Source organism: Acidovorax sp. GW458-11-26-14-TSB4, assembly GCF_059423865.1.
The window spans coordinates 1-25,517 of the sequence record NZ_JBWKYR010000009.1 but is presented as its reverse complement, the minus strand read 5'-3'; the positions used below and the strand labels follow the sequence as shown (position 1 = coordinate 25,517).

Annotated in this window: 21 protein-coding genes; 10 read left to right on the top strand and 11 right to left on the bottom strand. The window is 68.7% G+C overall.

Going from position 1 to position 25,517, the window contains the following annotated elements; all coding sequences use genetic code 11:
• Nucleotides 1-16: 16 nt before the first annotated feature.
• From AC07X5_RS18740 to AC07X5_RS18710, 7 genes are all read right to left on the bottom strand, one after another.
• The gene (locus tag AC07X5_RS18740) at nucleotides 17-1,816 is read right to left on the bottom strand and encodes a diguanylate cyclase domain-containing protein (protein WP_494771359.1); all 1,800 of its coding nucleotides are present in this window, start codon (nucleotides 1,814-1,816) and stop codon (nucleotides 17-19) included.
• Between the two features lie 5 nt (nucleotides 1,817-1,821).
• A complete protein-coding gene (locus AC07X5_RS18735) occupies nucleotides 1,822-3,585 on the bottom strand; it encodes a diguanylate cyclase domain-containing protein (protein ID WP_494771358.1) in 1,764 nt (587 codons plus the stop codon).
• 246 nt (nucleotides 3,586-3,831) lie between these two features.
• On the bottom strand, nucleotides 3,832-5,568 hold the full coding sequence (locus AC07X5_RS18730) for a diguanylate cyclase domain-containing protein (RefSeq protein WP_494771357.1): 1,737 nt from the start codon (nucleotides 5,566-5,568) through the stop codon (nucleotides 3,832-3,834).
• A 91-nt stretch (nucleotides 5,569-5,659) separates the two neighbouring features.
• Complete coding sequence (locus tag AC07X5_RS18725; protein ID WP_494771356.1) at nucleotides 5,660-7,150, bottom strand: oxygenase MpaB family protein; 1,491 nt, start codon at nucleotides 7,148-7,150, stop codon at nucleotides 5,660-5,662.
• The gene (locus AC07X5_RS18720; RefSeq protein WP_494771355.1) at nucleotides 7,147-7,971 is read right to left on the bottom strand and encodes a carotenoid biosynthesis protein; all 825 of its coding nucleotides are present in this window, start codon (nucleotides 7,969-7,971) and stop codon (nucleotides 7,147-7,149) included. Before AC07X5_RS18720 ends, AC07X5_RS18725 begins: the two co-directional genes overlap by 4 nt.
• Nucleotides 7,972-8,198: 227 nt before the next feature.
• Entirely contained in the window at nucleotides 8,199-9,017 is an 819-nt protein-coding gene (locus AC07X5_RS18715; RefSeq protein WP_409957012.1) for an alpha/beta fold hydrolase, read from the bottom strand.
• A 58-nt stretch (nucleotides 9,018-9,075) separates the two neighbouring features.
• Nucleotides 9,076-9,903 carry a proteasome-type protease gene (locus AC07X5_RS18710; protein ID WP_409957013.1) on the bottom strand — a complete coding sequence of 276 codons (828 nt, stop codon included), beginning with the start codon at nucleotides 9,901-9,903 and terminating at the stop codon, nucleotides 9,076-9,078.
• Nucleotides 9,904-10,183: 280 nt separating this feature from the next.
• Here AC07X5_RS18710 and AC07X5_RS18705 point away from each other — a divergent pair, with 280 nt between their 5' ends.
• Nucleotides 10,184-11,395, top strand: coding sequence for an alpha/beta hydrolase family protein (locus AC07X5_RS18705; RefSeq protein WP_409957015.1), 1,212 nt, complete (start codon nucleotides 10,184-10,186; stop codon nucleotides 11,393-11,395).
• A gap of 43 nt (nucleotides 11,396-11,438) precedes the next feature.
• Here AC07X5_RS18705 and hpaR read toward each other — a convergent pair whose 3' ends face one another.
• On the bottom strand, nucleotides 11,439-11,900 hold the full coding sequence (gene hpaR / locus AC07X5_RS18700) for a homoprotocatechuate degradation operon regulator HpaR (protein ID WP_409957017.1): 462 nt from the start codon (nucleotides 11,898-11,900) through the stop codon (nucleotides 11,439-11,441).
• A gap of 121 nt (nucleotides 11,901-12,021) precedes the next feature.
• Here hpaR and AC07X5_RS18695 point away from each other — a divergent pair, with 121 nt between their 5' ends.
• The 8 genes from AC07X5_RS18695 to AC07X5_RS18660 all read left to right on the top strand — a co-directional run bounded on the left by AC07X5_RS18695 (nucleotide 12,022) and on the right by AC07X5_RS18660 (nucleotide 19,084).
• Entirely contained in the window at nucleotides 12,022-12,729 is a 708-nt protein-coding gene (locus tag AC07X5_RS18695; protein ID WP_494771495.1) for a fumarylacetoacetate hydrolase family protein, read from the top strand.
• Entirely contained in the window at nucleotides 12,726-13,511 is a 786-nt protein-coding gene (locus tag AC07X5_RS18690; RefSeq protein WP_494771354.1) for a fumarylacetoacetate hydrolase family protein, read from the top strand. The genes AC07X5_RS18695 and AC07X5_RS18690 overlap by 4 nt, the downstream gene beginning before the upstream one ends.
• Before the next feature lie 4 nt (nucleotides 13,512-13,515).
• Nucleotides 13,516-14,973 carry a 5-carboxymethyl-2-hydroxymuconate semialdehyde dehydrogenase gene (hpaE, locus tag AC07X5_RS18685; protein ID WP_494771353.1) on the top strand — a complete coding sequence of 486 codons (1,458 nt, stop codon included), beginning with the start codon at nucleotides 13,516-13,518 and terminating at the stop codon, nucleotides 14,971-14,973.
• Between the two features lie 2 nt (nucleotides 14,974-14,975).
• Nucleotides 14,976-15,893 carry a 3,4-dihydroxyphenylacetate 2,3-dioxygenase gene (hpaD, locus tag AC07X5_RS18680; RefSeq protein WP_494771352.1) on the top strand — a complete coding sequence of 306 codons (918 nt, stop codon included), beginning with the start codon at nucleotides 14,976-14,978 and terminating at the stop codon, nucleotides 15,891-15,893.
• A 10-nt stretch (nucleotides 15,894-15,903) separates the two neighbouring features.
• Nucleotides 15,904-16,359: a 5-carboxymethyl-2-hydroxymuconate isomerase gene (locus tag AC07X5_RS18675; protein ID WP_494771351.1), complete on the top strand. Its 456-nt coding sequence runs from the start codon at nucleotides 15,904-15,906 to the stop codon at nucleotides 16,357-16,359.
• A 6-nt stretch (nucleotides 16,360-16,365) separates the two neighbouring features.
• Nucleotides 16,366-17,169, top strand: coding sequence for a 2-oxo-hept-4-ene-1,7-dioate hydratase (gene hpaH, locus AC07X5_RS18670; protein ID WP_494771350.1), 804 nt, complete (start codon nucleotides 16,366-16,368; stop codon nucleotides 17,167-17,169).
• A gap of 10 nt (nucleotides 17,170-17,179) precedes the next feature.
• Nucleotides 17,180-17,992: a 4-hydroxy-2-oxoheptanedioate aldolase gene (gene hpaI / locus AC07X5_RS18665; protein WP_494771349.1), complete on the top strand. Its 813-nt coding sequence runs from the start codon at nucleotides 17,180-17,182 to the stop codon at nucleotides 17,990-17,992.
• A 108-nt stretch (nucleotides 17,993-18,100) separates the two neighbouring features.
• The gene (locus AC07X5_RS18660; protein ID WP_494771348.1) at nucleotides 18,101-19,084 is read left to right on the top strand and encodes a Bug family tripartite tricarboxylate transporter substrate binding protein; all 984 of its coding nucleotides are present in this window, start codon (nucleotides 18,101-18,103) and stop codon (nucleotides 19,082-19,084) included.
• 18 nt (nucleotides 19,085-19,102) lie between these two features.
• Here the strand turns inward: AC07X5_RS18660 and mutS are convergent, their stop codons facing one another.
• The 3 genes from mutS to AC07X5_RS18645 all read right to left on the bottom strand — a co-directional run bounded on the left by mutS (nucleotide 19,103) and on the right by AC07X5_RS18645 (nucleotide 23,836).
• Nucleotides 19,103-21,724: a DNA mismatch repair protein MutS gene (gene mutS / locus AC07X5_RS18655; RefSeq protein WP_494771347.1), complete on the bottom strand. Its 2,622-nt coding sequence runs from the start codon at nucleotides 21,722-21,724 to the stop codon at nucleotides 19,103-19,105.
• A gap of 98 nt (nucleotides 21,725-21,822) precedes the next feature.
• Nucleotides 21,823-23,349 carry a carotenoid oxygenase family protein gene (locus AC07X5_RS18650; protein ID WP_494771346.1) on the bottom strand — a complete coding sequence of 509 codons (1,527 nt, stop codon included), beginning with the start codon at nucleotides 23,347-23,349 and terminating at the stop codon, nucleotides 21,823-21,825.
• A 28-nt stretch (nucleotides 23,350-23,377) separates the two neighbouring features.
• Nucleotides 23,378-23,836 carry a DUF2141 domain-containing protein gene (locus AC07X5_RS18645; RefSeq protein WP_494771345.1) on the bottom strand — a complete coding sequence of 153 codons (459 nt, stop codon included), beginning with the start codon at nucleotides 23,834-23,836 and terminating at the stop codon, nucleotides 23,378-23,380.
• A 374-nt stretch (nucleotides 23,837-24,210) separates the two neighbouring features.
• On the opposite strand from AC07X5_RS18645, the gene AC07X5_RS18640 reads away from it, so the two are divergent.
• Nucleotides 24,211-25,517: PAS domain-containing protein (locus AC07X5_RS18640; RefSeq protein WP_494771344.1), on the top strand; the 1,307-nt coding region annotated here is incomplete at its 3' end.

Below are 25,517 nucleotides of genomic sequence, written 5' to 3'. Positions count from 1 at the left end.
GATGGCGCGCAACCGGCTACGCCGAAGACAGGGCCAGGTCGCCGGTATTGCGGCGCAGGCAGAACTTGCCGCTTTGCTTGCCGTTGTACATGGCGGCATCGGCCAGCTTGAGCAGGCCGGCGGCATCGCTGCTGTCGTCGGGCGCGATGGCATAGCCCACGGTCAGGCCCACGTGGACCTGGATGCTGCCGAGCGAGAACGGCAGGCGGAAGGCGTCGAGCAGCTTGAGCCCCAGCTCATGCGCCTGCTGCGCACTGCCCAGGTGGCCGGCCATCACCACGAACTCGTCGCCGCCCAGGCGTGCGACCACATCGCTTTGCCGCACATGGCCCTGCAGGCGGCGCGTGACGGCCACCAGCAACTCGTCACCGACATCGTGGCCATGCTGGTCGTTCACGGGCTTGAAGCCGTCGAGGTCCATCATGTAGACGGCCAGCAGGTCGTCCGGGCCGCTGCGCTGCAGGGCGGCCGCGAGGGCCATGTTCAGGCCCCGGCGGTTGGGCAGGCCGGTAAGGGGATCGGTGTGCGCCAGCGAGTGCATGGCGTCGCGCTCGCGGTTGGCATGCAGCGCCTCCAGATGCAGGGCATGGGTGCGCAGTCCCAGCACGCGCATGAACAGCAGCATGTCGATGGTGGCACCGAACTGGAAGGAGTGCAGCGTCCAGAAGTTGACCGGTACCCAGCCGTTGATGACGCCGATCATCACCGCGGTGGTCACGAAGTAGATCAGCCACGCCGCCAGCAGGCTGGTGCCCACGCCGTCGCCTGCGAGGGCCTTGCGCACCGCGCCCGGGATGCCCATGAGCGCGGGCACCAGGCCCAGGATGCTGACGATGGCGGCAATGGCGCGGGTGCTCAGCACGTCCAGGCTGTAGGCAATGCCCAGCACCACGCACAGCACGGCGCCGCAGCGCATGGCGCGCAGGAAGCGGCTCTTGGGCCGGTCCCCCGCCAGGGCCTGGCTGATGAACAGGAAGGACCCGCAGGTGGCCAGCAGCGCCGACAGGCCTGCCGCATGCTCGGTGAACCACAGGCTGTTGCTCCACAGGTACTGCCGGCCAATGCCGAACAGGTGCAGCGAGAACATCAGGCTGCCCGTGATCAGCATCGCATAGAAGATGAACAGCGGCTCGCGCAGGCTGGTCCACTGGGCCAGGCTGTAGATCAAAAGGCACAGCGCCAGGCCCGTGAGCACGCCCTGAAGCATCTGTTCGTCCACTGCCGTGGCAAGCATGGCCGACGACTTGTTGAGCGTGATGGGCAGGATCATGGCCGCCCGGGTTTCCACGCGCATCAGCAGCTCGTAGGTCTGGCCGGGCAGGAACTCGAGCGCCACGGCGTGCGAGCGGCTTTGCAGCGGCCGCTGCGAGTACGGCTGCAGGCTGCCCAGCACGACGTGCCTGGTCACGTGGCCAGCGCTGAGAACGTAGATATCGACCCGGTTCAGGTCGGGGTGGTTGATGTCCAGCGTCCAGCGGCCGTCGGAGGTCAGGTGCACCGCCAGCGGCGCGCGCAGCCAGATGGCGTCCGAGCGCACGCCCAGCGTGGCGCCCCGGGAGGGCGGGGGCACGAAGTCACCGGCACGGGCCTGCACCTCCTCCAGGCCGAGCTTGAGCGTGGGGTCGGAGAGCATGCGCACCGCCGGCCATACCTCGATCGACGCGGCGCTGTCGTGCAGCACCAGGGGCTGCGTCGAATGGGCCTTGCCTGCGCCGGCCAGCAGGCCCAGCAGCAGCACCAGGCATGCAGCGGCCCTCCACCAGCTGCGCAGTGCGGGCAGCGGGTGGGTGTGGGTGTGGTGCAGCAGGGCTCGCATGGTCGTCAGGAGGCGAGGGCAACGGCGCCATCGCCACGCAGCAGGCAGTGCTTGCCGGTCTGCTTGCCCTTGTACATGGCGGCGTCGGCCTTGCCGATGAGCTCGCGCACATCCTTGCCATCGAAGGGGGCCAGCACGTAGCCGATGGTCAGGCCCACATGCAGGCGCAGGTTGCGCAGCGCGAACGGCTCGCTGAACGCATGCAGCAGGCCTTCACCGATCTCCCGGGCCTGCTCGGGCCGCGTGAGCTGGGGGGCCAGGATGATGAATTCGTCGCCACCCGGGCGGGCCACCAGGTCGGTCTGGTGCCGTACGTTGGCCGACAGGCGCTGCCCCACCGCCACCAGCAGATCATCGCCCACATCGTGGCCATGCGTGTCGTTGACGGGCTTGAAGCCGTCCAGGTCCAGCAGGAACACCGCCACCATGCGCTCGGGCGCGCACTGCTGCAGGGCCGAGTTCAGCGCGATCTGCATGCCGCGGCGGTTGGGCAGGCCCGTGAGCGGGTCGGTGTGGGCCAGCGAGCGCATGGCGTCGCGCTCGCGCAGGGCATCCAGCGTGGCCCGGCGCAGCCCTTCCGAGCGCAGTCCCAGCACGCGCAGGAAGAGCAGCATGTCCACCGCTGCACCGAACTGGAAGGCATGCTGGGTCCAGAAATTCACCGGCACCCAGCCCTGTACCAGGGCCGCCATCACGAGGGCCGCGATACCGTAGACGGTCCACGCCACCAGCAGCGTCGTACCGATGGGATCCTTGCGGCGTGCCAGGCGCAGCGCGGCGGGCAGGCTCAGCAAGGTCGGCGCCATGCCGAACACACTCATGAAAATGGTGGCTGCCTTGACGCTCAGCAGGTCGAACGCGAAGGCCAGGCACACGACGGCTGTGAGTACGGCGCCGCCCTGCATGGTGCGGGCATAGCGGCCGTGCGGGGCGTCGCCCGCCATGGCGTGCCGCAGAAAGAGGAAGGAACCTGCCAGCGCCACCAGACCGAAGATGATGGCCCCGTGCAATTCCATCCACACACTGCCCGGCCAGAGGAACTGCACGCCGATACCGAAGAACTGCAGGGAAAAGCCGGCACTGCCCAGCACCACCAGCGCATAGCAGGCGAACAGGCGGTCGCGCTGGCCCACCCACTGGAGCAGGCTGTACAACAGCAGCCAGAAGGCCAGGCCGTTGAGCAGGCCCTGCAGCATCTGCTCGCGCAGCGCCATCTTCAGGCGGTAGGGGGCTTCGCTGACCGTGATCGGCAGGATCATCGGCCCTGGCGTGCGCACACGGATCAGCACCTCGTACGCCTGCCCGGCCTGCAGGTTCAGAGCCAGGCCCGGCGTCCTGCTGGCGCCCGCAGCCTTGCCGGGCGTGCGCAGGTAGCCCAGCAGCGCCTGTTGCAGCACCTGGCCATTGCTGGTCAGGTAGATGTCGACCTCCTGCAGGGAGCCGTAGTCGAGGTTGACGATCCACTGGTTCGTGGGGGTCTCTGGCACGGCCAGCGGAATGCGCAGCCAGATGGCCTCCTTGTGCGCTCCGATCGAGCCGCCGCGGCGGGCCGGCGCTTCGAACCGGTCGAGCCTTTGGAGCATGTCGCTGGCTGTGAGCTCGCGCGAGGGATCGGCCTGCAGGGTGGCCACGCTCCAGGCGTCCAGACTCTGGGTGTCGGGGCTGAGCACCAGCGGCGTGGCGGCACGCGCCGGCAGCCCCTGGAGCATGAGCAGGCACAGCACCGCCACGGCCGCCATCGAACGCATGAACCCGTGCAGCACGCTCATGGGGTGTCCACAGGGCTGGCCAGCCGCCCAGGGCCTGCCTTGCACCATCGGGGTGGCGCTGGCAGCCGGTGCCAGGCATCGGCAATGCAAAGGAGCGGAGCGCTGGACATGGTGGTCAGAGGGCTGAGCGCAAGGTCGGTGGCGGTAGGCCTTGGTGGCTTGGGCTGACCAGTATGCCTCTGGAACGGGATCCCCGGGCACACAGCGTGCCAACCAGGGGGGCGGGGCTCGTGAGGCGCATGGGCATCAGGCCGGCAGTGCCACGCTGGCATCGTTGCGGACCAGGCAGTGCTTGCCGCGTTGCTTGCCCTGGTACATGGCGGCGTCGGCCAGGCGGATCAGTTCGCGGGGCTCGGCGGCATCGATGGGGGCCAGGGCATAGCCGATGGTCAGGCCCACGTGCATCTGCAGGTGGCTCATCACGAACGGCTCCCGGAACGCGTGCAGCAGCGCGTTGCCCAGGTCCTCGGCCTGCTCGGCGCGGACCAGGTCGGCAGCCATGATGATGAATTCGTCACCCCCGAGGCGCGCCACCACGTCGGTCTTGCGGCGCACATGGTCCTGCAGCCGGTGGCTCACGGCCACCAGCAGGTCGTCGCCCACGTCGTGGCCGTGCAGGTCGTTGATGGGCTTGAAGCCGTCGAGGTCCAGCAGGTACACCGCCACCAGGCGGTTGGGCGCGCACAGCGAGATGGCCGAGTTCAGCGCCAGCTGCAGGCCGCGCCGGTTGGGCAGTCCCGTGAGCGCATCGGTATAGGCCAGGGCCCGCATGGCGTCGCGCTCGCGCAGCGCGTCGTCGGCGGCGGCGCGCAGCGCGTCGGTGCGCAGGGCCAGCACGCGCAGGAACAGCAGCATGTCCACCGTGGCGCCGATCTGGAAGGAGTGCAGGGTCCAGAACGACAGCGGGGCCCAACCCTGCACCAGGCCCACCATCACGGCCGCGGCCACGAAGTAGGCGATCCAGGCGGCCAGCAGCGTGGTGCTCACGGTGTCGCCCTGGCGCACCCGCTTCAACGCCAGCGGCAGGCTCAGGAGCGAGGGCAGCGGGCCGAAGATGCTCAGGAAGGCCGTGGCCTGCCGGGTGTCGATCAGGTCGGTGAGGAAGGCCAGGCCCACCAGGCCGCACAACACGGCCCCGCCGCGCATGATGGCCAGAAAGCGGCTGCGCGTGTCGTCTCCCACGAGCGCATAGCCCATGAACAGGAACGAAGCCCCCAGGGCCAGCAGCCCGGCGGCGCTGGCGGCGTGGACCTCCATCCAGTGGTTGTTGCTCCACAGGAACTGGCTGCCAATGCCGAAGAACTGGATCGAAAAGCCGGCGCTGCCGGTCACCAGCAGGGCATAGAAGAGGAATAGCTTCTCGCGCTGGCTGGCCCATTGGGTCAGGCTGTAGACCACCAGGCACAGGGCCAGGCCGGCCAGCAGGCCCTGCAGCATCTGCTCGCGCAGGGCCAGCGGCAGGAGCACCGGGGCCTTGCTGACCACCAGCGGCACGATCATCGCGCCCCCGGTGCGCACGCGCACCAGCAGCTCGTACTGCTGGCCGGACTGCAGGTTCAGCATCATCGACGGCGTGCGCCCGCGCAGCGGCCGGTCGGAGAAGGGGCGCAGATTGCCCATCAGGGCCTGCTGGACCACCATGCCCTGCGATGTGAGGTAGACATCGACCTCGTTGAGCACAGGGTAGTCGATGCTCAGGATCCAGGGGTGGGCCGGCGTCTGGGCCACCGACAGCGGCACGCGCAGCCACACCGCATCCTGGCGCACGCCCAGGGTGCCTTCCGCCCCGGTGGGGCTGGTGAACTCGGGCAGGCGCGCCAGCATGTGCTGTACCGTGAGCTGCCGGCTGGCGTCGGGCAGCATGCGCACATGGGGCCATGCGTTCACCGAGGGCTGTTGCTCGTCCAGCACCAGCGGCTGAGCGGCCGGCGCTGCTGCTGCGGCCAGCGCCGGCCAGAGCAGGACCAGGCCCAGCCATGCCATCCACCGCTGCCATGCGCCGCACCACGCAGGCGGTCGGCTTGCGCGTCGTGCCGGCACGCGGCCGGTGGCGGTGGGGCGGCGGGCCATGGGGCTACGCTGTCTCCTGCGCGGTGGCTGCAGGCTGGGAGGCCGTGGCCGCCGGGCGGGCGCTGGCGGCCAGCTTCAGGCTCCAGGTGCCGTGCGTGGTCAGGCGGTCCTCGACGCGGTTGATCCATTGGGGCATATCGGGGTCGTCGCTCCAGCTGTGCACCACCCCGTCCACCTGGTTGAGCAGTTCGCTGGGCAATTGCAGTGGCCGGGTCTGGCTCATCAACACACGGCTCATGAAGTGGTAGCCCAGGATGCGCGTGAGCGTGCGCACGATGGAAAAGCGCGGCAGCACCAGGCGCAGCACCCAGTCGATGGCGCGGGCCACCAGCAACACCCCCCAGAACAGCAGGGCCGAGGACCAGGGCACGGGCTGGGTCAGGCCCAGGTCGCCCGCCGTGGCCTTGCCGCACAGGAAGCGTGTCATCAGCTGCGGAAAGGGCTTGGCGATGTTCCAGGGAATGGAGTTGGCCATGGTGGCCATGAGTGCCTGGCCCAGGCCGGGGCGCGGGTCGGGCGTCACCGGCTCGGCGCGGCCACGCGCCTGCATGCGGGCCATGAGCTCCTTGCCCTGGTCCATGGTCTCGACCATCAGCTCACGCTTGATGCCAAGGATGTGGCCCACCACGTTCCATGCGTGCAGGTAGGCCTCTTCATCGTGCTGCGGCAGGCCGATGCCCAGGCGGCGCATGCTGCGCAGGAACACATAGCCAAAGGTGAGCAGCGTGTAGGCCAGCTCTTCCTGGTTGCAGGGCAGGCCATGGCGCTTCACGTCCCAGCCACGGGCGAACAGCATCTGGTACATGGTCGGCCGGCCGGGCAGGCCCTTGAGCGCCCCCAGTTGGCCCGCGCCCACCATGTCGCCCTGCGCCTGCAGGTCATGGATGGCGGCCTCGGGCGTACCGCGCAGGATCAGGTTGCGGATGGTCGCATGGATCAGGCGCACCTTGAGGATCTGCGCCACCCCCGCGCCGTCCGGGCGGGTCAGCCCGCCGTGCATCATCACGGGGAAGATCATCGCCGCCGTGGAGCGGATGCGGTACTCGGTGTGCTGCTCCAGCTGGCCCGCGGTGTGCAGCACGCTGGAGAGGTCTGGGATCACATAGCACTCGGGCAGGCTGGCGCAGAACAGCAGAATGCACGAGAGCGCGCCATGGTCGAAGAAGATCTTCTCGGCGCGCTCAATCTTCCTGGCGTCCGCCCAGTCGGGCAGCACCTGCCCGGCAGCCAGGTAGTCCTGCAGAGCCTGGGCCAGGGAGTCGTCCACACCGGGGCCGGTGGCCGTCCAGCCGTCGATGCTGGCATTGGTGGTCCACTCGCCGAACAGGCGGTTGACGGTGGCTATGCGCTCCCATTGCGGGGCATCGACCGGCGGCATGCCGGCAGGCCAGGGGCCCAGGATGGCGGCGATGGTCTCGTCGGCCAGCGGATCGGCATGCTGCTGCATGGAGGCCAGGGCCGCATCGGAAATGGCAGGTGGGGGTGTCGTGCTCATCGGACGGCCTTCAACTGGTTGCGCCAGCGCTGCAGGCCGGCCAGGGCGCACAGCAGCGGGATGCCCATGGCAAACGGGGCGATGGACTTGATTTCCACCGGGTGGCCCAGGAACACCTGGAACACCAGACCGGCGCTGTAGATGCCCAGCGGCACGGTGGCGTGGCGCGGCAGGAAGTTGACCGAACCGGCCTTGAGCGGCATCTTGCGCGTGGCGAAGCGGAATGCGCACAGGATGCAGAAGCTCACGAAGACCCAGCCGAAGAAGCCCTGTACCGTCTCACCGAACCAGGCACCATCGGTCTTGGTCATGATCCAGGCCTTGAGCACGTACACCAGGTAGGGATCAGCCCCCAGATCAAAGGCGGTGACGATCATCGCTGCCAGGAACGAGAGGAACACGGCATTGCCCACCCCGGGAGCCCCATCGACCGGCGCCTGCCAGACGATGAGGTTGCTGATCACATAGCCCGCATAGGTCAGCGCGAACCACATCATCGGGATGACCACCGGCACGCCGACGAAGCGCAGGCCCAGCACCTCGGTATAGGTGTAGCTGCCAAAGAACCAGCCGTGGGTGCTACCCATCTGCTCGGCGAACCAGCCAAGGGAGACCGATATCGCCAGGAAGCGCAGCGCGGCGGACGCCCCAAGTAGCCGCGTGGCACTGGCCCAGGTGGCGGCGAACATCAGCACCGAGGCAATGGCGACGGCCAGGGTGACGGCTTTACCCGGGCCGATGGAGGTGTAGATCAGCCCGGCGGATACCAGCCCGAAGATCAGCACCGGCAGGCGGACAGTCAGCAAATTGGAAGCAGGCATGAATCATGTACACGCTGTTACAAACCCCCAGTGTAGGGGATTGTTGCGACACATCCCCCGCTTTTTTTGACCTGAGAATCCGCCAACAGCGCGCTTTTCCCCCTCTATTTAACGGTTCACGCATTGTGGTGCCAACTGCGTGGACCCGTGAATAGACAGGAAGGATTAGGATGCGCCCATTCAGGGGGCGCTCCATGTGTAAAAGGCCCCTCCGGTTGCAGGAGGTCCTAGCCGCGCGCCGCCACCGCGGTCAGGTTCAGCAGCGAGGCCTCGATGGCAGCGGCCGTGGCCTGGGGCTGCTCCATGGGGAACAGGTGGCTGCCATCGAGCATCATGGTGCGCCCTTCGGTGATGCGCAGCGTCATGGCCATGCCCACCTGCTTCATTTCTTCGGAGTCGCGCCCGCCGATGAATGCGGCAGGGCATTGCAGCGGGTGCCTGGCCAGCAGCCGGCCCAGGTTGTGGGGCAGGGTGTTGTAGATGGCGGTTTCCACCGCGCGGTCGAAGCCCAGCACGCGCTTGCCGTCCTGATCGGCCAGGCCATGGGTGATGTAATCGAGCAACACCTCGGGGTGCCAGCGCGCAAATGCCTTCTTGCGGCGAAAGTGTTCCAGCGCCTCGTCGTTGCTCGCCCAGGTGTTGCGGCGCTGCCGGCTGATCTTGCCGGGCGAGATGGAGCCCACCACCTGCGTGCGCTTGGCCACATCCAGGGCATTGGCGCGCCAACCACCGATCAGCGGCGAGTCGATCAGCAGCACGCCGCGCACCAGATGCGGGTGGCGCGCCGCGGCCATGACGCTCAGGAATCCGCCCAGCGAATGCCCCACCAGGAACACCGGCTCCCCAAGGCGCTGGACCTGCTCCGTCGCGAAATCCGCCAGGTGCTGCACCAGGTGCGGCCAGTTGTTGGAGACCGGGTACTCCGGCTCGTGCCCGAAGCGCTCCACGGCGCTGATGTCGAAACCACGCTGGCGCAGCAGCTTGAAAAGAAGGCGGTAGGTACCCGCGGGAAAGCTGTTGGCGTGCGAGAAGACGATGGGGAGCATGGGCGGGGAAACGGGGGAAGGTGCGCGGCGGCAGGTCTGCCCGGTGGGCACCACCTTCCTAGATGAGCTTGTCCAGGTGGTTGGTGATCTTCTTGAGCGGCTTGCTGCGCGACGGGTTCACCATGATGGGCACGGCCGTGTCGCCGCCGCCCCAGGCCGGGTCCTCGATGCTGTCGAACACTTGGCGCAGCTTCTGTCCCCAGCTGTCGTGCAGCATGCGGAAGTAGGGGTTGTGCTCGTCGATGCAGATGATCTTGTCGGTGGCGAAGCGGTCCACCTCATAGACCACCAGGTCCAGCGGCAGGCCCACCGACAGGTTGGACTTGAGCGTGCTGTCCATGGACACCAGGGCGCACTTGGCGGCCTCGTCCAGGGGGGTCTCGGGGGTGAGCACGCGGTCGAGCACAGGCTTGCCGTACTTGGACTCGCCGACCTGGAAATAGGGCGTCTCGGACGTGGCCTCGATGAAGTTGCCGGCCGAGTACACCTGAAACAGGCGCATGCCCTCGCCCTTGATCTGGCCGCCGAAGACCATGGACACGTTGAAGTCCACCCCGGAACGCTTGAGGGCGGCGCCATCGCGCTCGTGCACGTGGCGCACCGCGGCGCCCAGCACGCGCGCGGCATCGAACATGCTCTTGGCGTTCCATATGGTGATCGGCTCTTCCTCGTCGCGGTCGATGATCTGCTCGGTCTGCAGGATCTCGCGCACCGATTGCGAAATGGACAGGTTGCCGGCCGACAGCAGCACCATGAAGCGGTCGCCCGCCTTCTCGTACAGCATCATCTTGCGGAACGAGCTGATCTGGTCCAGGCCCGCATTGGTGCGGGAATCGGACAGGAAAACCAGCCCGGCGTTGAGTTTGATGGCGACGCAGTACGTCATGGAGGCTTAAGTCGGCAAAAAGGAGTGCATGGTGGGGCGCCTTCGGTGGCGCAAGGAGCGCTGCGGCCAGCGCCGCCTGGCGTTTCAAAAAGCATAGCAAACGCGCCAATCGGCGCCGCAGCAATGCCTGATTTTATGGCCAATCCTGCGGACCGGGCATTTAGGCGGGTGAAGCAGCCCTCCGTGGGGCCATCTCCGACGCCGCCACGGCGTGATTTCTGACAGGGCCCGACGGGGCGATCTTTACTATCATTCACAATTCACACCTGAAAGCAGCATCTTGTTCCATATCCCTACCCTTGCAAGCCCTGCGCTCCTGGCGCGCAGCGTCGTATTGGCTGCGGCCGTTTCGCTGACCGCCTGCGGTGGCGGGGACAGCAAGAACGATGAGGGCGGCGCAGGCGGCACCACCCCGCCGCCGGTGGCCACGGCCGGCGAGCTCAAGTCGGCCGCGCTGCTCAACACGATCACGCCGGCGCAGATCATCGAGGCGCTGGGCAAGGACGCCTCCAAGGTCCAGGGCATCGTGCCGCGCTACTCCGTCACCTCCTACCGGCTCGAGTACATGACCGTCGACGCCCAGGGCAAGGAAGTGCGCGCCTCGGGCCTGGTCAGCGTGCCGGTGAAGGCGGCGGGCGCCAGAAGCCCGGTGCTGGGCTACCAGCACGGCACCATCTTCAAGAGCGCCGAGGCGCCCAGCAACAACGCCGTGGGATCCGAGGTGGCGGTGGTGATGGCCTCGCTGGGCTACATCGTCGTGGCGCCGGACTACGTGGGCTACGGTGTCTCCAAGGGCACGCCCCACCCTTACCTGTTGTCGGCGCCCACGGCCGCGGCCACGCTGGACATGCTGACGGCCGCCCGCACCTGGCGCGGCCAGGGCAACGCGGTCGACAACGGCCAACTGTTCCTCACCGGCTATTCCGAAGGCGGCTATGCCACCATGGCCGCGCACCGCGCCCTGCAGGCCGGCAATGCGCCCGAACGCCAGGCCCTGCGCATGGTGGTGGTGGGGGCCGGTCCCTACAACGTGCAGGCCACGCTCGATGGCCTGGTCAACGTGGTGCGCGACCGCGAGCCCGTGCTGGGCGCGCTGATCAACCCCGGCTTCCTGCGCTACCTGGGTGGCAGCGTGCAGCGCGAGGTGCGCCGCGCCCTGCTCAAGGCCCTGCTACCCGACGATGCCGACGTCACGTTCGACAACCAGTTCATCGACAACTTCCTGGCCGACGACACCCAGGCCGTGGCCCGCGTGAGCAACGTGCACGACTGGAAGCCCCAGGTGCCCGTGCGCCTGTACCACGGCCGCGACGATGTCACCGTGCCCTATGGCAGCTCCGTCACCACCTTGCAGGCCATGCGCGCCCAGGGCGCGGGCGACCTCGTGACCCTGACCGACTGCCCGGCCGTGCCGTCCAGCCACATCGGCTGCGTGCCGCCGTTCATGAACTACATGCTTGGCCAACTGGCCCCGCTGGCGCAAGACCTCTGATTGATCCCTCCACGAACGCCGCCCCCGGGAGCGGGCGGCGTTCTCAGCCTTCCTCGCCCCCGGGCGCTTCGCCCAGGCGCGCGATCACCGCATCGAGCGTGGCATACAGCTGCGTGATGAACTCCACCCCCATCTCCTCTTCCAGCGCACGGTAGGTCGCCTCGATGGTCGGCGCGAGCCTGGCCGCCAGCGCCTTGCCCTCAGGGGTGACCGACACCATCACCCGGCGCTGGTCGTGTTCGAGCCGCTCGCGCAGCACCAGGCCCAGGTCGGCCATGCGCGCCAGGATGCCGGCCAGGCTCGGGCTCGACAGGCGGCAGATGTCGCCGATCTGGCGCGGCTCCAGCGGGCCGTGGTCGAGCAGGGCGCGCACCACACGCCATTGCTGCTCGGTGAGGCCCACTGAATGCAGGATGGGCCGAAAGCGCGCAAACACGCTCTCGCGCGCCTGCAGAAACAGGAGCGGCAGGTTGCGGTGGACCAGTTGCGGTGAGGGGGAATCCATGGGGCGAAATCATCCTTGATGGCGGGTGGCACGGCAGCCCTGGTGCAAACCCGGAGAAAAAGAAGCGGGCTGGCCGTTGACTTACTAGCATGTTAGTAAATAAACTACTCACATGTTAGCAATGTACCAGACCCCGCAGTACGCTCCAGGACGGATGGAGTTCGACACCGCGCCCTTTCGCCTGTCCGGCATCGTCTATGGCGCCTTGCTCAACCACCTGCCCGCCATCGCCGCGCTGGGGGATACCGTCCACCAGCCGCCCTACAAGGCACCGGCCGCGGCGCCCGTGCTTTATGTCAAACCGCGCAACACGCTGGCCGGGCATGGCGACGCCATCGTGGTGCCGCAGGATGCACCGGAACTCGAAGTCGGCGCCAGCCTGGGCATCGTGATCGGGCGCACGGCCTGCCGCGTCGCCGAGCAGGATGCCCTGGCGCACGTGGCCGGCTACACCATCGTGGGCGACATCAGCATGCCGCACGCAGTGTTCTACCGCCCTTCGATCCGCTTCAAGGCGTGCGACGGCTTTTGTCCCATGGGCCCGCGCGTGGTACCGCGCGGTGAGATCGCGGAGCCCGATGCGCTCGCAGTGCGCGTGGAAGTCGATGGCGCCCTGGTGCACGCCACCACCACGGGTGAGCGCCAGCGTTCAGTGGCCCGGCTGCTGGCCGAGGTCAGCGAGTTCATGACCCTCTCGCCGGGCGACGTGCTCCTGCTCGGCGCCTCCGCTGGGGCGCCGCGCGTGCGCGCTGGTCAGAGGGTGCGCATCGAGATCGATGGCCTGGGCCAGCTCGACAACCATTTCATCGCCGAAGGAGGCACGCCATGAAGCGGGCACGGGTTGCCTACGCAGGCGCGATCCATGAGGCCATGCCCTTCGATGCGCAGCACATCCGCCTGGCCGATGGCCGCGTGGTCGCCGAGGACGCCGTGGTCTGGCTGCCGCCCTTCGAGGTGGGCACCACCATAGCGCTGGGTTTGAACTACGCCGACCATCTCAAGGAACTGTCGGGTGAGCTCACCGTCACCGCCAAGGACGAGCCGCTGGTTTTCCTCAAGGGCCCGGGCACGCTGCTCGGCCACCGCGGCCAGACGCGCCGCCCGGCGGGCGTGGCCTTCATGCACTACGAATGCGAGCTGGCGGTGGTGATCGGCAAGACTGCACGCAAGGTGCGCCAGGCCGATGCACTGCAGCATGTGGCCGGCTACACCGTGTGCAACGACTACGCGATCCGCGATTACCTGGAGAACTGGTACCGGCCCAACCTGCGCGTGAAGAACCGCGATGGCGCCACCGTGCTCGGCCCCTGGTTCGTGGAAGCGGCCGACGTGCCCGACCCGCACGACCTGGCGCTGCGCACCCTGGTCAACGGCCAGGTGAAGCAGCAGGGCCATACCGGCAACATGGTGAACGGCATCCCCGCGCTGATCGAGTACCTCAGCAGCTTCATGACCTTGCGCGCGGGCGACGTGATCCTGACCGGCACGCCCGAAGGCGTGGTCAACGTCGATGTGGGCGATGAGGTGGTGACCGAGATCGACGGCATCGGCCGTCTGGTCAACACCATCGTGGGCGACGCGGCTTTCAACATCAATACCCTGGAGACCTGACCCCATGCGCATCGACCACCTGATCGCCGGCAAGCCCGTGCCCGGTCGCGAGTACTTCGAGACCGTCAATCCTGCCACGCAAGAGGTGCTGGCCGAGGTGGCCAGCGGCGGCGCGGCCGAGGTGAACGCGGCCGTGGCCGCCGCCAAGGACGCCTTCCCCGCCTGGGCCGGGCTGCCCGCACCCGAGCGCGCCAAGCTCATCCGCAGGCTCGGCGACCTGATCGCGGCCGAGGTGCCACAGATCGCGGCCACCGAAACGCGCGACACCGGCCAGGTCATCGCCCAGACCGGCAAGGCGCTGATCCCGCGCGCGGCCGACAACTTCTACTACTTTGCCGAGATGTGCACGCGCGTGGACGGCCACACCTACCCCACGCCCACGCACCTCAATTACACGCTGTTCCACCCCGTGGGCGTGTGCGCGCTGATCTCGCCGTGGAACGTGCCCTTCATGACCTCGACGTGGAAGGTGGCGCCGGCGCTGGCCTTCGGCAACACGGCGGTGCTCAAGATGAGCGAGCTGTCGCCGCTCACGGCCGCGCGCCTGGGCGAACTGGCGCTCGAAGCCGGCATCCCCGCTGGCGTGCTCAACGTGGTGCACGGCTTCGGCAAAGAGGCGGGCGAGCCGCTGTGCGCCCACCCCGACGTGCGCGCCATCTCGTTCACCGGCTCCACGGCCACGGGCAACCGCATCGTGCAGGCCGCGGGCCTGAAGAAGTTCAGCATGGAGTTGGGCGGCAAGAGCCCCTTCGTCATCTTCGACGACGCCGACTTGGACCGCGCGCTCGACGCCGCCGTGTTCATGATCTTCTCGAACAACGGCGAGCGCTGCACGGCGGGCTCGCGCATCCTGGTACAGAAATCGATCTACGCCGACTTTGCCGAGAAGTTCGCGGCGCGCGCCCGGCGCATCACCGTGGGCGACCCGATGGATGACCAAACCACCATCGGCCCCATGATCAGCCCGGCCCACCTGGCCAAGGTGCGCAGCTACATCGAGCTGGGTCCGAAGGAGGGCGCCACGCTGCTGTGCGGCGGGCTGGAGGCGCCGGACCTGCCGGTGCACCTGAAGAGGGGCAACTTCGTGCGCCCCACCGTGTTCGCCGACGTGGACAACCGCATGAAGATCGCGCAGGACGAGATCTTCGGCCCCGTGGCCTGCCTGATCCCGTTTGCCGACGAGGCCGAGGCCATCCGCCTGGCCAATGACACGCAGTACGGCCTGTCGAGCTACGTGTGGACCGAGAACATCGGCCGCGCCCACCGCGTGGCCACGGGCATCGAGGCCGGCATGTGCTTCGTCAACAGCCAGAACGTGCGCGACCTGCGCCAGCCCTTTGGCGGTACCAAGGGCAGCGGCACCGGGCGCGAGGGCGGCACCTGGAGCTACGAGGTCTTCCTCGAGCCCAAGAACGTGGCAGTGTCGCTGGGCGGCCACCACATTCCACACTGGGGAGTCTGAACATGGGCACCCTTGCCCTCGCGGCCAAGATCACGCATGTGCCGTCCATGTACCTGAGCGAGCTCGAAGGCCCGCGCAAGGGCTTTCGCCAGGCCGCCATCGACGGCCATGTGGAGATTGGCCGGCGCTGCCGCGAGCTGGGTGTGGACACCATCGTGGTGTTCGACACGCACTGGCTGGTGAACGCCAACTACCACATCAACTGCGCGCCGCGCTTCGAGGGCGTGTACACCAGCAACGAGCTGCCGCACTTCATCAGCAACCTGCCGTACGCCTTCCCGGGCAACCCCGAAATGGGCCAGTTGCTGGCACAGGCCTGCTGCGCCCAGGGAGTGGAAACGCTGGCCCACCCCGCGACCACGCTGGCGCCCGAGTACGGCACCCTGGTGCCCATGCGCTACATGAACGCGGACCAGCATTTCAAGGTGGTCTCGGTCTCGGCCCTGTGCCAGGTGCACTACCTCAATGACAGCGCGCGCCTGGGCTGGGCCATGCGCCAAGCCATCGAGCAGCAATACGAGGGCACCGTGGCCATCCTGGCCAGCGGCAGCCTGAGCCACCGCTTCGCGCAGAACGGAACGGCGCCCGACTTCGCCACGAAGATCTGGAGCCCCTTCCTCGAAGCCCTGGACCACCGCGTGGTCGAGATGTGGAAGCAGGGCGACTGGGCCACCTTCTGCGCCATGCTGCCCGAATACGCGGCCAAGGGCCATGGCGAGGGTTTCATGCACGACACGGCCATGCTCATGGGCGCGCTGGGCTGGTCGGACTACACCGGCCGGGCCGAGGTGCTCACGCCGTACTTCGGCGCCTCGGGCACGGGGCAGATCAATGCCGTGTTCCCGGTCACGCCGCAGACGGGTGCCGCCGTGCCGGGGCCGCAGGCCTCGGTCGGGCAGCCATCGGCCAGCCGGCTGTGAGGAGCGTGCCATGCCGCATCTGGTGATCCTGTACACCCCCGACCTGGACCGGCCCGCGGAGCAGGGTGGCAGCGACATGAGCGCGCTGTGCCGCGCGTTGGCCGCAGCCATGCGCCGGCAGATGGACGAGGCGGGCAAGCCGGTGTTCCCCACCGGTGGCATCCGCGTGCTGGCCTACCCGGCGGCCCACCATGCAGTGGCGGACGATGGGGATGCCGCCCCCGCTGGCGGCCCGTCGCCGGGCTACGGCTTTGTGTACCTCAACCTGCGCATGGGCCGGGGCCGCAGCGCCGCCACGCAGCAGGCCGTGGGGCAGGCCCTGTCGGACGTGGCCAAGGCGCATTTCGCGCCACTGCTCGCGTCGCGCCCTGTCGGCGTCACCCTGCAGATCGATGAAGGCCCCGAGGTCTTCGACGCCAAGCACAGCTCCCTCCACCCCCTGTTCAACAAGCCTGCACAGGGCTGACCATCCATGCTTTCCAACGACACCATCACCGCCCTGGCGCAGCAGCTCTACCAGGCGCGCAAGCAGCGCATGCAGCTGCGCCACTTCTCGGCCCAGCACCCCGAGATGACCATCGAGGACGGCTATGCCATCCAGCGCGCCTGGGTGCAGCTGGAGCTGGCCAACGGCCGCGCTATCCGGGGCCGCAAGATCGGCCTGACCTCGCGCGCCATGCAGCAGGCCAGCCAGATCACCGAGCCCGACTACGCGCCGCTGATGGACGACATGTTCTTCGACGCCGGCGGCGACATCCCATTCGAGCGATTCATCGCCCCGCGCGTCGAGGTGGAGCTGGCCTTCATCCTGGCGCGGCCGCTCCAGGGCCCGGGCGTGACGCTGTTCGACGTGCTCTCGGCCACCGACTACGTGGTGCCGGCCGTGGAGATCATCGACGCGCGCATCGAGCAGTTCGACCGCGACACCAAAGCCATGCGCAAGGTGTTCGACACCATCTCGGACTTTGCTGCCAATGCCGGCATCGTGCTCGGCGGGCGGCCCGTGAAACCCATGGACGTGGACCTGCGCTGGGTGGGCGCCATGCTCTACAAGAACGGCGTGATCGAAGAGACGGGCCTGGCGGCCGCCGTGCTCAACCACCCGGCCACGGGCGTGGCCTGGCTGGCCAACAAGATCGCGCCGCACGGCGAACGGCTCAATGCGGGCGATGTGGTGCTGGCCGGCTCGTTCACGCGGCCCGTGGCGGCCGTGCAGGGCGACAACTTCCATGTGGACTACGGGCCTTTGGGTTCGGTCTCGTTCCGCTTCGTGTGAGGGGCGCACCATGCAGCAGATCCCCGAGAACCATTTCCGCAACGCGCTGCGCGCGGGCCGGCCGCAGATCGGCCTGTGGGTGGGCCTGGCGGACGCCAATGCCGCCGAGGCCCTGGCCGGCTGCGGCTTCGACTGGCTTCTGCTCGACGGCGAGCATGCGCCCAACGACGTGCGCAGCGTGCTCGACCAGCTGCGCGCCGTGGTCCCGTACCCGGTGCAGCCCGTGGTGCGCCCGGTGCAGGGCGATGTGGCCCTGGTCAAGCAGTACCTGGATGTGGGCGCGCAGACCCTGCTCATCCCCATGGTGGACACGCCCGAGCACGCCGCGCTGATGGTGCGCGCCATGCGCTATGCGCCGGAGGGCGTGCGCGGCATGGGCGCCGCGCTGGCCCGCGCCTCGCGCTGGAACCAGGTGGAGGACTACCTGAACCGCGCCAACGGCCAGATGTGCCTGCTCGTGCAGGCCGAGACACCGCTGGCCCTGCAGAACCTGCAGGCCATTGCCGAGACCGAGGGTGTGGACGGTGTCTTCTTCGGCCCGGCCGACCTGTCCGCCTCCATGGGCTACCGGGGCCAGCCCGGGCACCCTGCGGTGCAGCGCGCCATCCTGGACGGCATCGCCACCGTGCGCCGGGCCGGCAAGGCCGCCGGCATCCTCATGGCCGACCGGGCGCTGGCGCAGACCTACCTGGACGCCGGGGCCCTGTTCGTCGCCGTGGGGGTGGACACCACGCTGCTGGTGCGCGCCGCGACCGAGCTGGCCGGGCATTTCGCCAGGGGCCCGGCCCTCCAGGCCGTGTCGGGCGTGGCAAGCCCGTACTGAGTGCGCCGCATGCCAGCCCATCGCCACCACTCCAATTTAGCCAATGAGCTAGTTAATTAATTAACTTGAATAGTGCTTTCCAGTCAACCACCCGTGAGGAGACAAGCCATGCCAACGATCCATTTCACCCGCCGGTCCACCCTGTGCGCCGCCGCCGCGCTCGCCATCGCCTGCCTGGCCCCGGGCGCCAGCGCCCAGGACAAGCGTCCGCTCGAATGGGTGGTGGGCATGGCTCCCGGCGGCGGCACCGACATCGTGGCCCGCACCGTGGCCGACCAGATGGCCAAGACCCTGGGCCAGCCCATCGTGGTGGTCAACAAGCCCGGCGCCGCGCACAACATCGCGGCGGACTATGTAGCGCGCTCGTCCACGCCGGGCAATCTGCTGCTCACGGGCGACTATGCGGTGCTGGCCACCAACCCCTGGCTGTACAGCAAGCTCAGCTACAACGTGGACAAGGACCTGGCGTCCGTGGGCATGCTGGTGCGCTTTCCGCTGATCCTGGTGGTCTCGCCCAAGCTGCCGGTGCGCAACTTCCAGGAGTTCGTGGCCTGGGCCAAGGCCCAGCCGGACGGCGTGAACTTCGCCTCGCCCGGCGCCGGCACGCCGCACCACCTGGCCATGGAGCTGCTGCGCCAGCGCACGGGCCTGAAGATGACCCACGTGCCCTACCGCGGCGTGACCCCCGCCATCCAGGACATCATGGGTGGCCAAGTGCCCTTCATGTTCGTCGAGTCGGCCGGCGGCATGCCCAACATCACGGGCGGCAACCTGCGGGCCATCGCCGTGGCCAGCGCCAAGCGCATGGAGACCCTGCCCGAGGTGCCCACGCTGCGGGAGCAGGGCGTGAAGGATTTCGAGGCCTTTGCCTGGCAGGGCCTGTCGGTCAACGCATCCATGCCCGCGCCCGAGGTGCAGCGCTTGAATGCGGCCCTGCAGCAGGCCCTGAACTCCACGCCGGTGAAGGCCCGCTTCCAGACCCTGGGGGTGGAGGCCGTGCCCGGCACCGCCGAGGAAATGAACGCCTACGCCAAGGTCGAGCGTGCCCGCTGGGGCCAGCTCATCAAGGATATCGGCCTGAAGATCGAGTGATGCCCCCGGTCCAAACGGTCAGCCCGCCAGCTTCTTGAGCTGGTACAGCGCATCCAGCGCCTCGCGCGGGCTCAGCGCGTCGGGGTGGATGGTGGACAGCAGGGCTTCCACTGGGCTCGCCCCCGCGCTCTCGGGCATGGCCGGCACGGCGAACAGGTCCACCTGCAGCTCGTCCTCGCCCGCGCGTTCTTCCAGCGCGGCCAGCGCATGGCGCGCATGGTTGAGCACCGGGCCGGGCACGCCCGCGAGCTTGGCCACCTGGATGCCGTAGCTGCGGCTGGCGGGGCCGGGCTGGATCTCGTGCAGGAAGATGATGTCAGCGCCCGCCTCGGCCGCACTCACATGCATGTTGACGGCATGCCTGGCCTTGGCGGGCAGCTCGGTCAGCTCGAAATAGTGGGTGGCGAACAGCGTGAAGGCGCGCGTCCTGTCGTGCAGGTGCGTGGCGATACCGCTGGCCAGGGCCAGGCCATCGAAAGTGCTGGTGCCGCGGCCGATCTCGTCCATCAGCACCAGGCTGTGCGGCGTGGCGGCGTGCAGGATCTGCGCGGCCTCGGTCATCTCCAGCATGAAGGTCGACTGCGCGTTGGCCAGGTCGTCGGCCGCGCCGATGCGGGTATGGATGGCGTCGATGGGCCCCAGGCGGCAGGCGCTGGCCGGCACGTGGCTGCCCATGCTGGCCAGCAGCACGATCAGCGCCACCTGGCGCATGTAGGTCGACTTGCCGCCCATGTTGGGGCCGGTGATGACCTGCATGCGCGTGTTGGCATTGAGCCGCGTGTGGTTGGCGATGAAGCTGCCGGCCGATACCTCGGCCAGCCGTGCCTCCACCACCGGGTGGCGGCCGTCCTCGATCTCGATGCAGGGCTCGGCCACGAACTGCGGCGCGCACCAGTTCAGGGTGAGCGAGCGCTCGGCCAGCGTGCACAGCACGTCCAGCGCGGCCAGGGCCTGGGCCAGGCGGGTAAGGGCCGGCACATGGGGCTGCAACTGGTCCAGCACCTGCTCGTACAGCCATTTCTCGCGCGCCAGCGCGCGCTCGCTGGCGGACAGGGCCTTGTCCTCGAAGGTCTTGAGCTCGGGCGTGATGAAGCGCTCGGCGTTCTTCAGCGTCTGGCGGCGGCGGTAGTCATCGGGCACCTTGTCCAGGTTGCTGCTGGTGACCTCGATGTAGAAGCCATGCACCTTGTTGAACTGCACGCGCAGGTTGGCGATGCCGGTGCGTGCCTTCTCGCGCGTCTCCAGGTCCAGCAGGAAGTCGTCGCAATTGGTCTGGATGGCACGCAGCTCGTCGAGCTCGCTGTCGAAGCCGGTGGCGATCACGCCGCCATCGCGCACCAGGGCCGCGGGCTCTTCGGTGATGGCGCGCAGCAGCAGCTCGGGGCAGTCCACCGGCGGGTGCAACTGGCCGAAGATTTCGGCCAGGTAGGGCTCGGCCGCCTGGCCGGCCTGCGCCAGCAGGGCCGCCTTGTGCAGGGTCTTGCACAGGGCCACGAGTTCGCGCGGGCGCACCTGGCGCAGGGCGATGCGCGCGGTGATGCGCTCCACATCGCTCACGCCCTTGAGCTCGCCGCGCAGCGTCGCCCAGGGGCCGCTGCCGCCGCCCGCGCCTGCGGCACCGCGCAGCGCGGCGGTGGCGGCCAGGCGCCGGCGCGCGGCCGTGCGGTCACGCGGGGGCTCCAGCAGCCAGGTCTTGAGCAGGCGGCTGCCCATGCCGGTCATGCAGGTGTCGAGCAGCGAGAACAGGGTGGGGGCATCCTCGCCGCGCAGGGTGCGCGTGATCTCCAGATTGCGCCGGGTGCTGGCCGGCAGGTCGATCAGGTCGTCGCCGCGCTGCACCTGCACGCTGTGCACGTGGGTCAGGGTGCGGCCCTGGGTGTGCTCGGCATAGGCCAGCAGGCCGGCGGCGGCGGCATGGGCCTGGGCCAGGTCCTGCGCGCCCCAGGCCTGCAGGCTGGCAGCGCCCAGGTGCTCGAGCAGCTTGCGCTCGCCCAGCGTGGCATCGAATTGCCAGTCCGGCCGAGGGCCCATGGGGCAGGTGAAGGCGCCGCCCTGGCGCAGCACCTGCAGCTGCTGCTCGAAGCGCTCGGTCACCCCGGCGCTGTAGATCACTTCGCTGGGCGCCACGCGGGCCAGCCAGGTGCCCACCTCGTCCTGGGTGCACTCGGCCAGGTAGACCCGGCCCTGCGTCACGCTCAGCCAGGCCAGGCCGCAGCGCGCGCGCGGGCCCTGGTGCACCGCCATCAGCATGGATTCGGCCTTGTCCGAGAGCAGCTCCGTATCGGTCAGCGTGCCGGGCGTGACCACACGCACCACCTTGCGCTCCACCGGTCCCTTGGCCGTGGCCACGTCGCCCACCTGCTCGCAGATGGCGACCGATTCGCCCATCTTGATCAGCCGGCCCAGGTAGTTCTCCAGCGCATGGAACGGCACGCCGGCCATGATGACGGGCTGGCCGCCGGACTGGCCGCGCTGGGTCAGCGTGATGTCCAGCAGGCGTGCGGCCTTTTCCGCATCGGCATAGAACAACTCGTAGAAGTCGCCCATGCGGTAGAACACGAGCGTGTCCGGGTGCGCAGCCTTCAGGGTGAAGTACTGCTGCATCATGGGGGTGTGGGCGGAAAGGTCGGTCTGTGTCATCTGGGTCCAGGACAGGGGCACCCCGGGGTTCTGCGGGGGGCTCCGAGTCTATCGCGCAGACCGGCCCGCCAAGATGGCGGTGCCATGCAGGCCCACCGTCACGCCAGGATGAATGTCCCGTGAAAGCCCAGGGGCACAGCCCGGTCCATGCTGCCCTGGGCCAGCGGGCCCTGTGCCAGCAGGCGCGCGTCGAACACCGACAGCAGGGTGCGCCGGCTGCGCAGGTCCAGCGCCGTGCCCACCAGCCAGCCCTCTGCCTCCTTGCCGCTGCCGCTGCGGGCGGGGATGAACACATGCTCCTCGACCATCACGTCGGCGCCGTAGCGGTAGCGGTCCACCTTGCCGCTGTCCAGGTCCAGCCGGGTGATGCAGTCGAAGCCCGGGCGGTTCGACACCGCCACGCGCTCGGCCATGAAGAGTTGCTTGTTGCGGCGGCCGACGAAGCGCGGGTCGATGCGCGGAAACTCGGCGTGGTGCGCCTGCAGCGTCTGCCGCGCGCGGCCGCTGCGCGTGTCCAGTTCGACCCGGGCCACTGCATGCGCAGGTTCGCCCCCGAACTCTCCGCGCATCAGCGCGCGAAAGCCCTGGATGACGGAGGAGGCATCCGCCGAGCGGACGTAGTCCAGGTGGATGACGCCCTTGCCGTCCTCCCAGGCGTTGCCGGTATGGAACAGGAAGCCGGAGGGCAGTTCCATCCACTTCGGCTGGTTGAGCCGGTCCTTGTGCAGCACCAGCGCACGCATGCCCAGCTCCGGCTTCCAGACATGGCTGTCCATGAAGGTGTTGCCCGCCTGGGCCCGGTCCCGATCGAAGATGAGCGGGGGCAGCAGGAACACCAGGTGCTGTTCGGTCACCGCGAAGTCGTGCACCATGGCCATGTCCGGCACCTGGAGCGTGGCGGTGCGCACCTGGCCCCGGGCCGAGACCTGGTAGATGGACAGCAGGCCGTGCATGCTGCTCACGCCGAAGTTCCACAGGCTGCCGTCGGCACCGATCTTGGGGTGTGCCGAAAACGGCATGCCCGCGTGTTCTGGCGTCCAGGTCTTGAGGCCGCCGGTTTCCAGGGTGCCGGCATCGAACAGGGTGGCCGAACCGCCCTCCCACAGGGCCAGGGTCTCGCCCGCGTGGTGCACCACGCTGGTGTTGGCCACATTGCCGGCATCGGCCGACGCCATCGGGCTGCCCCCGGCCACCCGGGTGCCGAAGCTGTGGTGCAGGCGCCGGCCGGCGGCGTTCTCGGCCACGAACTTCTGCGTGCGCAGAAAGCACCCCTGGTGCTGCAGGCCCTGGTCGCTGAAGCGGTACTGCTGGATCATGCCGTCGCCATCGAACCAGTGCTGGTAGCGCACATCGCCCAGGCTGTGCTGGGCCGGGCCGTTGCGCAGCAGGGTGCCGCGCAGGTCCCGGGGCAGCTTGCCGCGCAGTTGCATGGGCTGGGGCGCGAGGTCGGCCTGCAGGCCCTCGAAGCCCAGGGTCCAGGGCGCGCGGCTGCGCTGCTGGTTGAAGGCGCCCAGCGTGGCCCCGGCTTCGGGGCTGCCATCCGCGTGTGCGGCAAGGGGCAGGGCGGCGAGCGCACTGCCGTTGGTTCCCAGGGCCAGGGATTGGCAAAACAGGCGGCGGTCCATGGTGTGTTGTCTCCTTGGCGCGGCGCGCTCAGCGCAGCTGGAGGGTGATGGTGGTGTCCTGCTGCAGCTCGATGGCCGCATCCTGGAAGCGCGGAGGGCCCATGTTGCCCTGGGCGTCGCGGCTGAAGCCGGTGCGCTCCTGGGGCATGCCGACCAGGTTGGTGTCGAGCTTGCCGTTGCCGTTCTCGTCCTGGTAGACCGACAAGGCATAGCTGCCGGCGGGCAGGTCGCGCAGCACCAGCACCGCCCTGTCGCCTGACACGGGGGCCATGCCGCTTTGCACCGCCTTGCTGAACTGCAGCCAGCCGTCTGCCGCGCCGTAGAGCGCGCCCAGCACCGGTCCCTTGTCGGCCTTGGTGTTCTTCACCTCCACGGTGAGGTCCAGGGCATGGGCGCTGCCCAGCGCCAGGCAGGCGCAGGCCAGGGCCAGGATGCGTGCCGCACGCGGGAGGGAGGGGGCGGCCAAGGGCCGGAAAGCCATCGTCATGTACAAATCTCCAGGGTGGGGTGGAGACACCGCGTCTCCAGTGCCCGCACTCTAGGAAGGCCCTGTCCAGGCGGCCACCGGCATGCGACGAAGTGGCGCCAGTGGGGCGCGAAAGGGGCTCCAGGGGGCGCCGGTGGTGGACAGCCTGCTACCGTTGCCGGGCACCGGCCCGGCGGTGTGCGGGCGCGTGCACAAAATAAGCGCGCCATGGCGGCAGAACGTGGGAACATGCGCCTGTACCTGCGGGGGGGGCACCCCCTGCCCAAATGGGTGTCCCATTTGTTACGTTTTGACATACTTTGCGGTGTACATTGGTGGCTGCCGCCGCCATGGCCATGTGCGGCCCATCGTTTGCGAGAGGTTTCAGAGCGACTGTGATTTCTGCCGAACTCCTGACCGATCTGTTTGCGGGTGCCAGCGAAGACTTCGTGGAGTCTTCGGCGCAGGCGCGCCTGCAGGCCCTGCTCGATGCCGTGCCCGTGGCACTGATGGAATTCCGCCCCCAGAACGGGCGCTTGCTCCTGCGCGCGGCCAACGCTGCGGCGCGGCGCATGCCGGGCCTGGGGGGCGTGCGCGCCAGCGGCGCCGATGCGGTGGATGTGTTCGACCTGCTGGCCAATACCAACCTCGTGGACCAGCTGCAGACCGTGGCGCGCACCGGCATGCTGCTCGAATGCCGCCAGGTGGCGCGCGAACCGGGGCGGCTGCTGGTGGCCTGGGACGTGTCGGCGCGCCGGCTCGACAACGGCTCCATCGTCGTCACCGTGCGCGATGCCAGCGAAGCCGAGAGCCTGCGCACGGCCCTGGCCGCTGCCGAGCATGCACTGCAGGACGTGCGGCGCGAGCTGCGCGAGCAGACGGACGTCTTCAACACCATGGAAAGCCTGGCCCAGACCGGGCACTGGCGGCGCATCGAGGACCCGGGCGAGACGGTGCTGCTGTGGTCGCCCGGCCTGTGCGACATCGCCGGCGTGGAACGCCAGGAATGGGTGAGCCCCGAGCGTGCCGTCAGCGGCATCCTGGCCGAAGACCGCCATGTGTTCGAGACGGCGCGCGAGCGCGGCACCGGCGCCGACGTCGAGTACCGCTGGAAGCGCCCGGACGGCGAGATCCGCTGGATGCGCTCGCGCGTGCGCCGCCTCACGGCCAAGGACGGCATGCGGGTGGACATGGGCGTGGTGCAGGACGTGACCGATGAGCGCCGCGCCGCCGAGCAACTGCGCGAGCAGCTGCTGTTCATCCAGCGCATTGCCAGCCGCATTCCGGGCTTCATCTACCAGTACCGCCTGCACCAGGACGGCATCACCAGCGTGCAGTACATCAGCGACGCGGTGCGCGACTTCATGGGGGTGGAGCCGCACGAGGTGACGGCCGACCACGGCGTGCTCTCCAACTGGGTGCTGGCCGAGGATGTGCCGGCACTGCAGCGCTCGGCCCTGCAGTCGGTGCGCCGGCTCGTGCCCTGGCAGTGCGAGTACCGGGTGCGCATGCCCGATGGCAGCATCCGCTGGCACATGACGAACGCCATCCCCCACCGCGAGGCCGATGGCTCGGTGGTATCGCATGGCTTCACCATGGACATCACCGACCGCAAGCGCGCAGAGCAGGAGATCGAACGCCTGGCGTTCTACGACGCGCTCACCGGCCTGCCCAACCGGCGCCTGCTGCTGGACCGCCTGCA

Excerpts from the sequence above, each read along its gene's own strand:
- AC07X5_RS18645 (WP_494771345.1), bottom strand. The coding sequence starts at position 23,836 with ATGACGATGGCTTTCCGGCCCTTGGCCGCCCCCTCCCTCCCGCGTGCG.
- AC07X5_RS18715 (WP_409957012.1), bottom strand. The coding sequence starts at position 9,017 with ATGCTCCCCATCGTCTTCTCGCACGCCAACAGCTTTCCCGCGGGTACC.
- AC07X5_RS18690 (WP_494771354.1), top strand. The coding sequence starts at position 12,726 with ATGAAGCGGGCACGGGTTGCCTACGCAGGCGCGATCCATGAGGCCATG.
- hpaR (WP_409957017.1), bottom strand. The coding sequence starts at position 11,900 with ATGGATTCCCCCTCACCGCAACTGGTCCACCGCAACCTGCCGCTCCTG.
- hpaH (WP_494771350.1), top strand. The coding sequence starts at position 16,366 with ATGCTTTCCAACGACACCATCACCGCCCTGGCGCAGCAGCTCTACCAG.
- mutS (WP_494771347.1), bottom strand. The coding sequence starts at position 21,724 with ATGACACAGACCGACCTTTCCGCCCACACCCCCATGATGCAGCAGTAC.
- AC07X5_RS18740 (WP_494771359.1), bottom strand. The coding sequence starts at position 1,816 with ATGCGAGCCCTGCTGCACCACACCCACACCCACCCGCTGCCCGCACTG.
- AC07X5_RS18720 (WP_494771355.1), bottom strand. The coding sequence starts at position 7,971 with ATGCCTGCTTCCAATTTGCTGACTGTCCGCCTGCCGGTGCTGATCTTC.
- hpaD (WP_494771352.1), top strand. The coding sequence starts at position 14,976 with ATGGGCACCCTTGCCCTCGCGGCCAAGATCACGCATGTGCCGTCCATG.
- hpaI (WP_494771349.1), top strand. The coding sequence starts at position 17,180 with ATGCAGCAGATCCCCGAGAACCATTTCCGCAACGCGCTGCGCGCGGGC.
- AC07X5_RS18675 (WP_494771351.1), top strand. The coding sequence starts at position 15,904 with ATGCCGCATCTGGTGATCCTGTACACCCCCGACCTGGACCGGCCCGCG.
- hpaE (WP_494771353.1), top strand. The coding sequence starts at position 13,516 with ATGCGCATCGACCACCTGATCGCCGGCAAGCCCGTGCCCGGTCGCGAG.
- AC07X5_RS18710 (WP_409957013.1), bottom strand. The coding sequence starts at position 9,903 with ATGACGTACTGCGTCGCCATCAAACTCAACGCCGGGCTGGTTTTCCTG.
- AC07X5_RS18695 (WP_494771495.1), top strand. The coding sequence starts at position 12,022 with ATGTACCAGACCCCGCAGTACGCTCCAGGACGGATGGAGTTCGACACC.
- AC07X5_RS18735 (WP_494771358.1), bottom strand. The coding sequence starts at position 3,585 with ATGAGCGTGCTGCACGGGTTCATGCGTTCGATGGCGGCCGTGGCGGTG.
- AC07X5_RS18725 (WP_494771356.1), bottom strand. The coding sequence starts at position 7,150 with ATGAGCACGACACCCCCACCTGCCATTTCCGATGCGGCCCTGGCCTCC.
- AC07X5_RS18650 (WP_494771346.1), bottom strand. The coding sequence starts at position 23,349 with ATGGACCGCCGCCTGTTTTGCCAATCCCTGGCCCTGGGAACCAACGGC.
- AC07X5_RS18730 (WP_494771357.1), bottom strand. The coding sequence starts at position 5,568 with ATGGCATGGCTGGGCCTGGTCCTGCTCTGGCCGGCGCTGGCCGCAGCA.
- AC07X5_RS18660 (WP_494771348.1), top strand. The coding sequence starts at position 18,101 with ATGCCAACGATCCATTTCACCCGCCGGTCCACCCTGTGCGCCGCCGCC.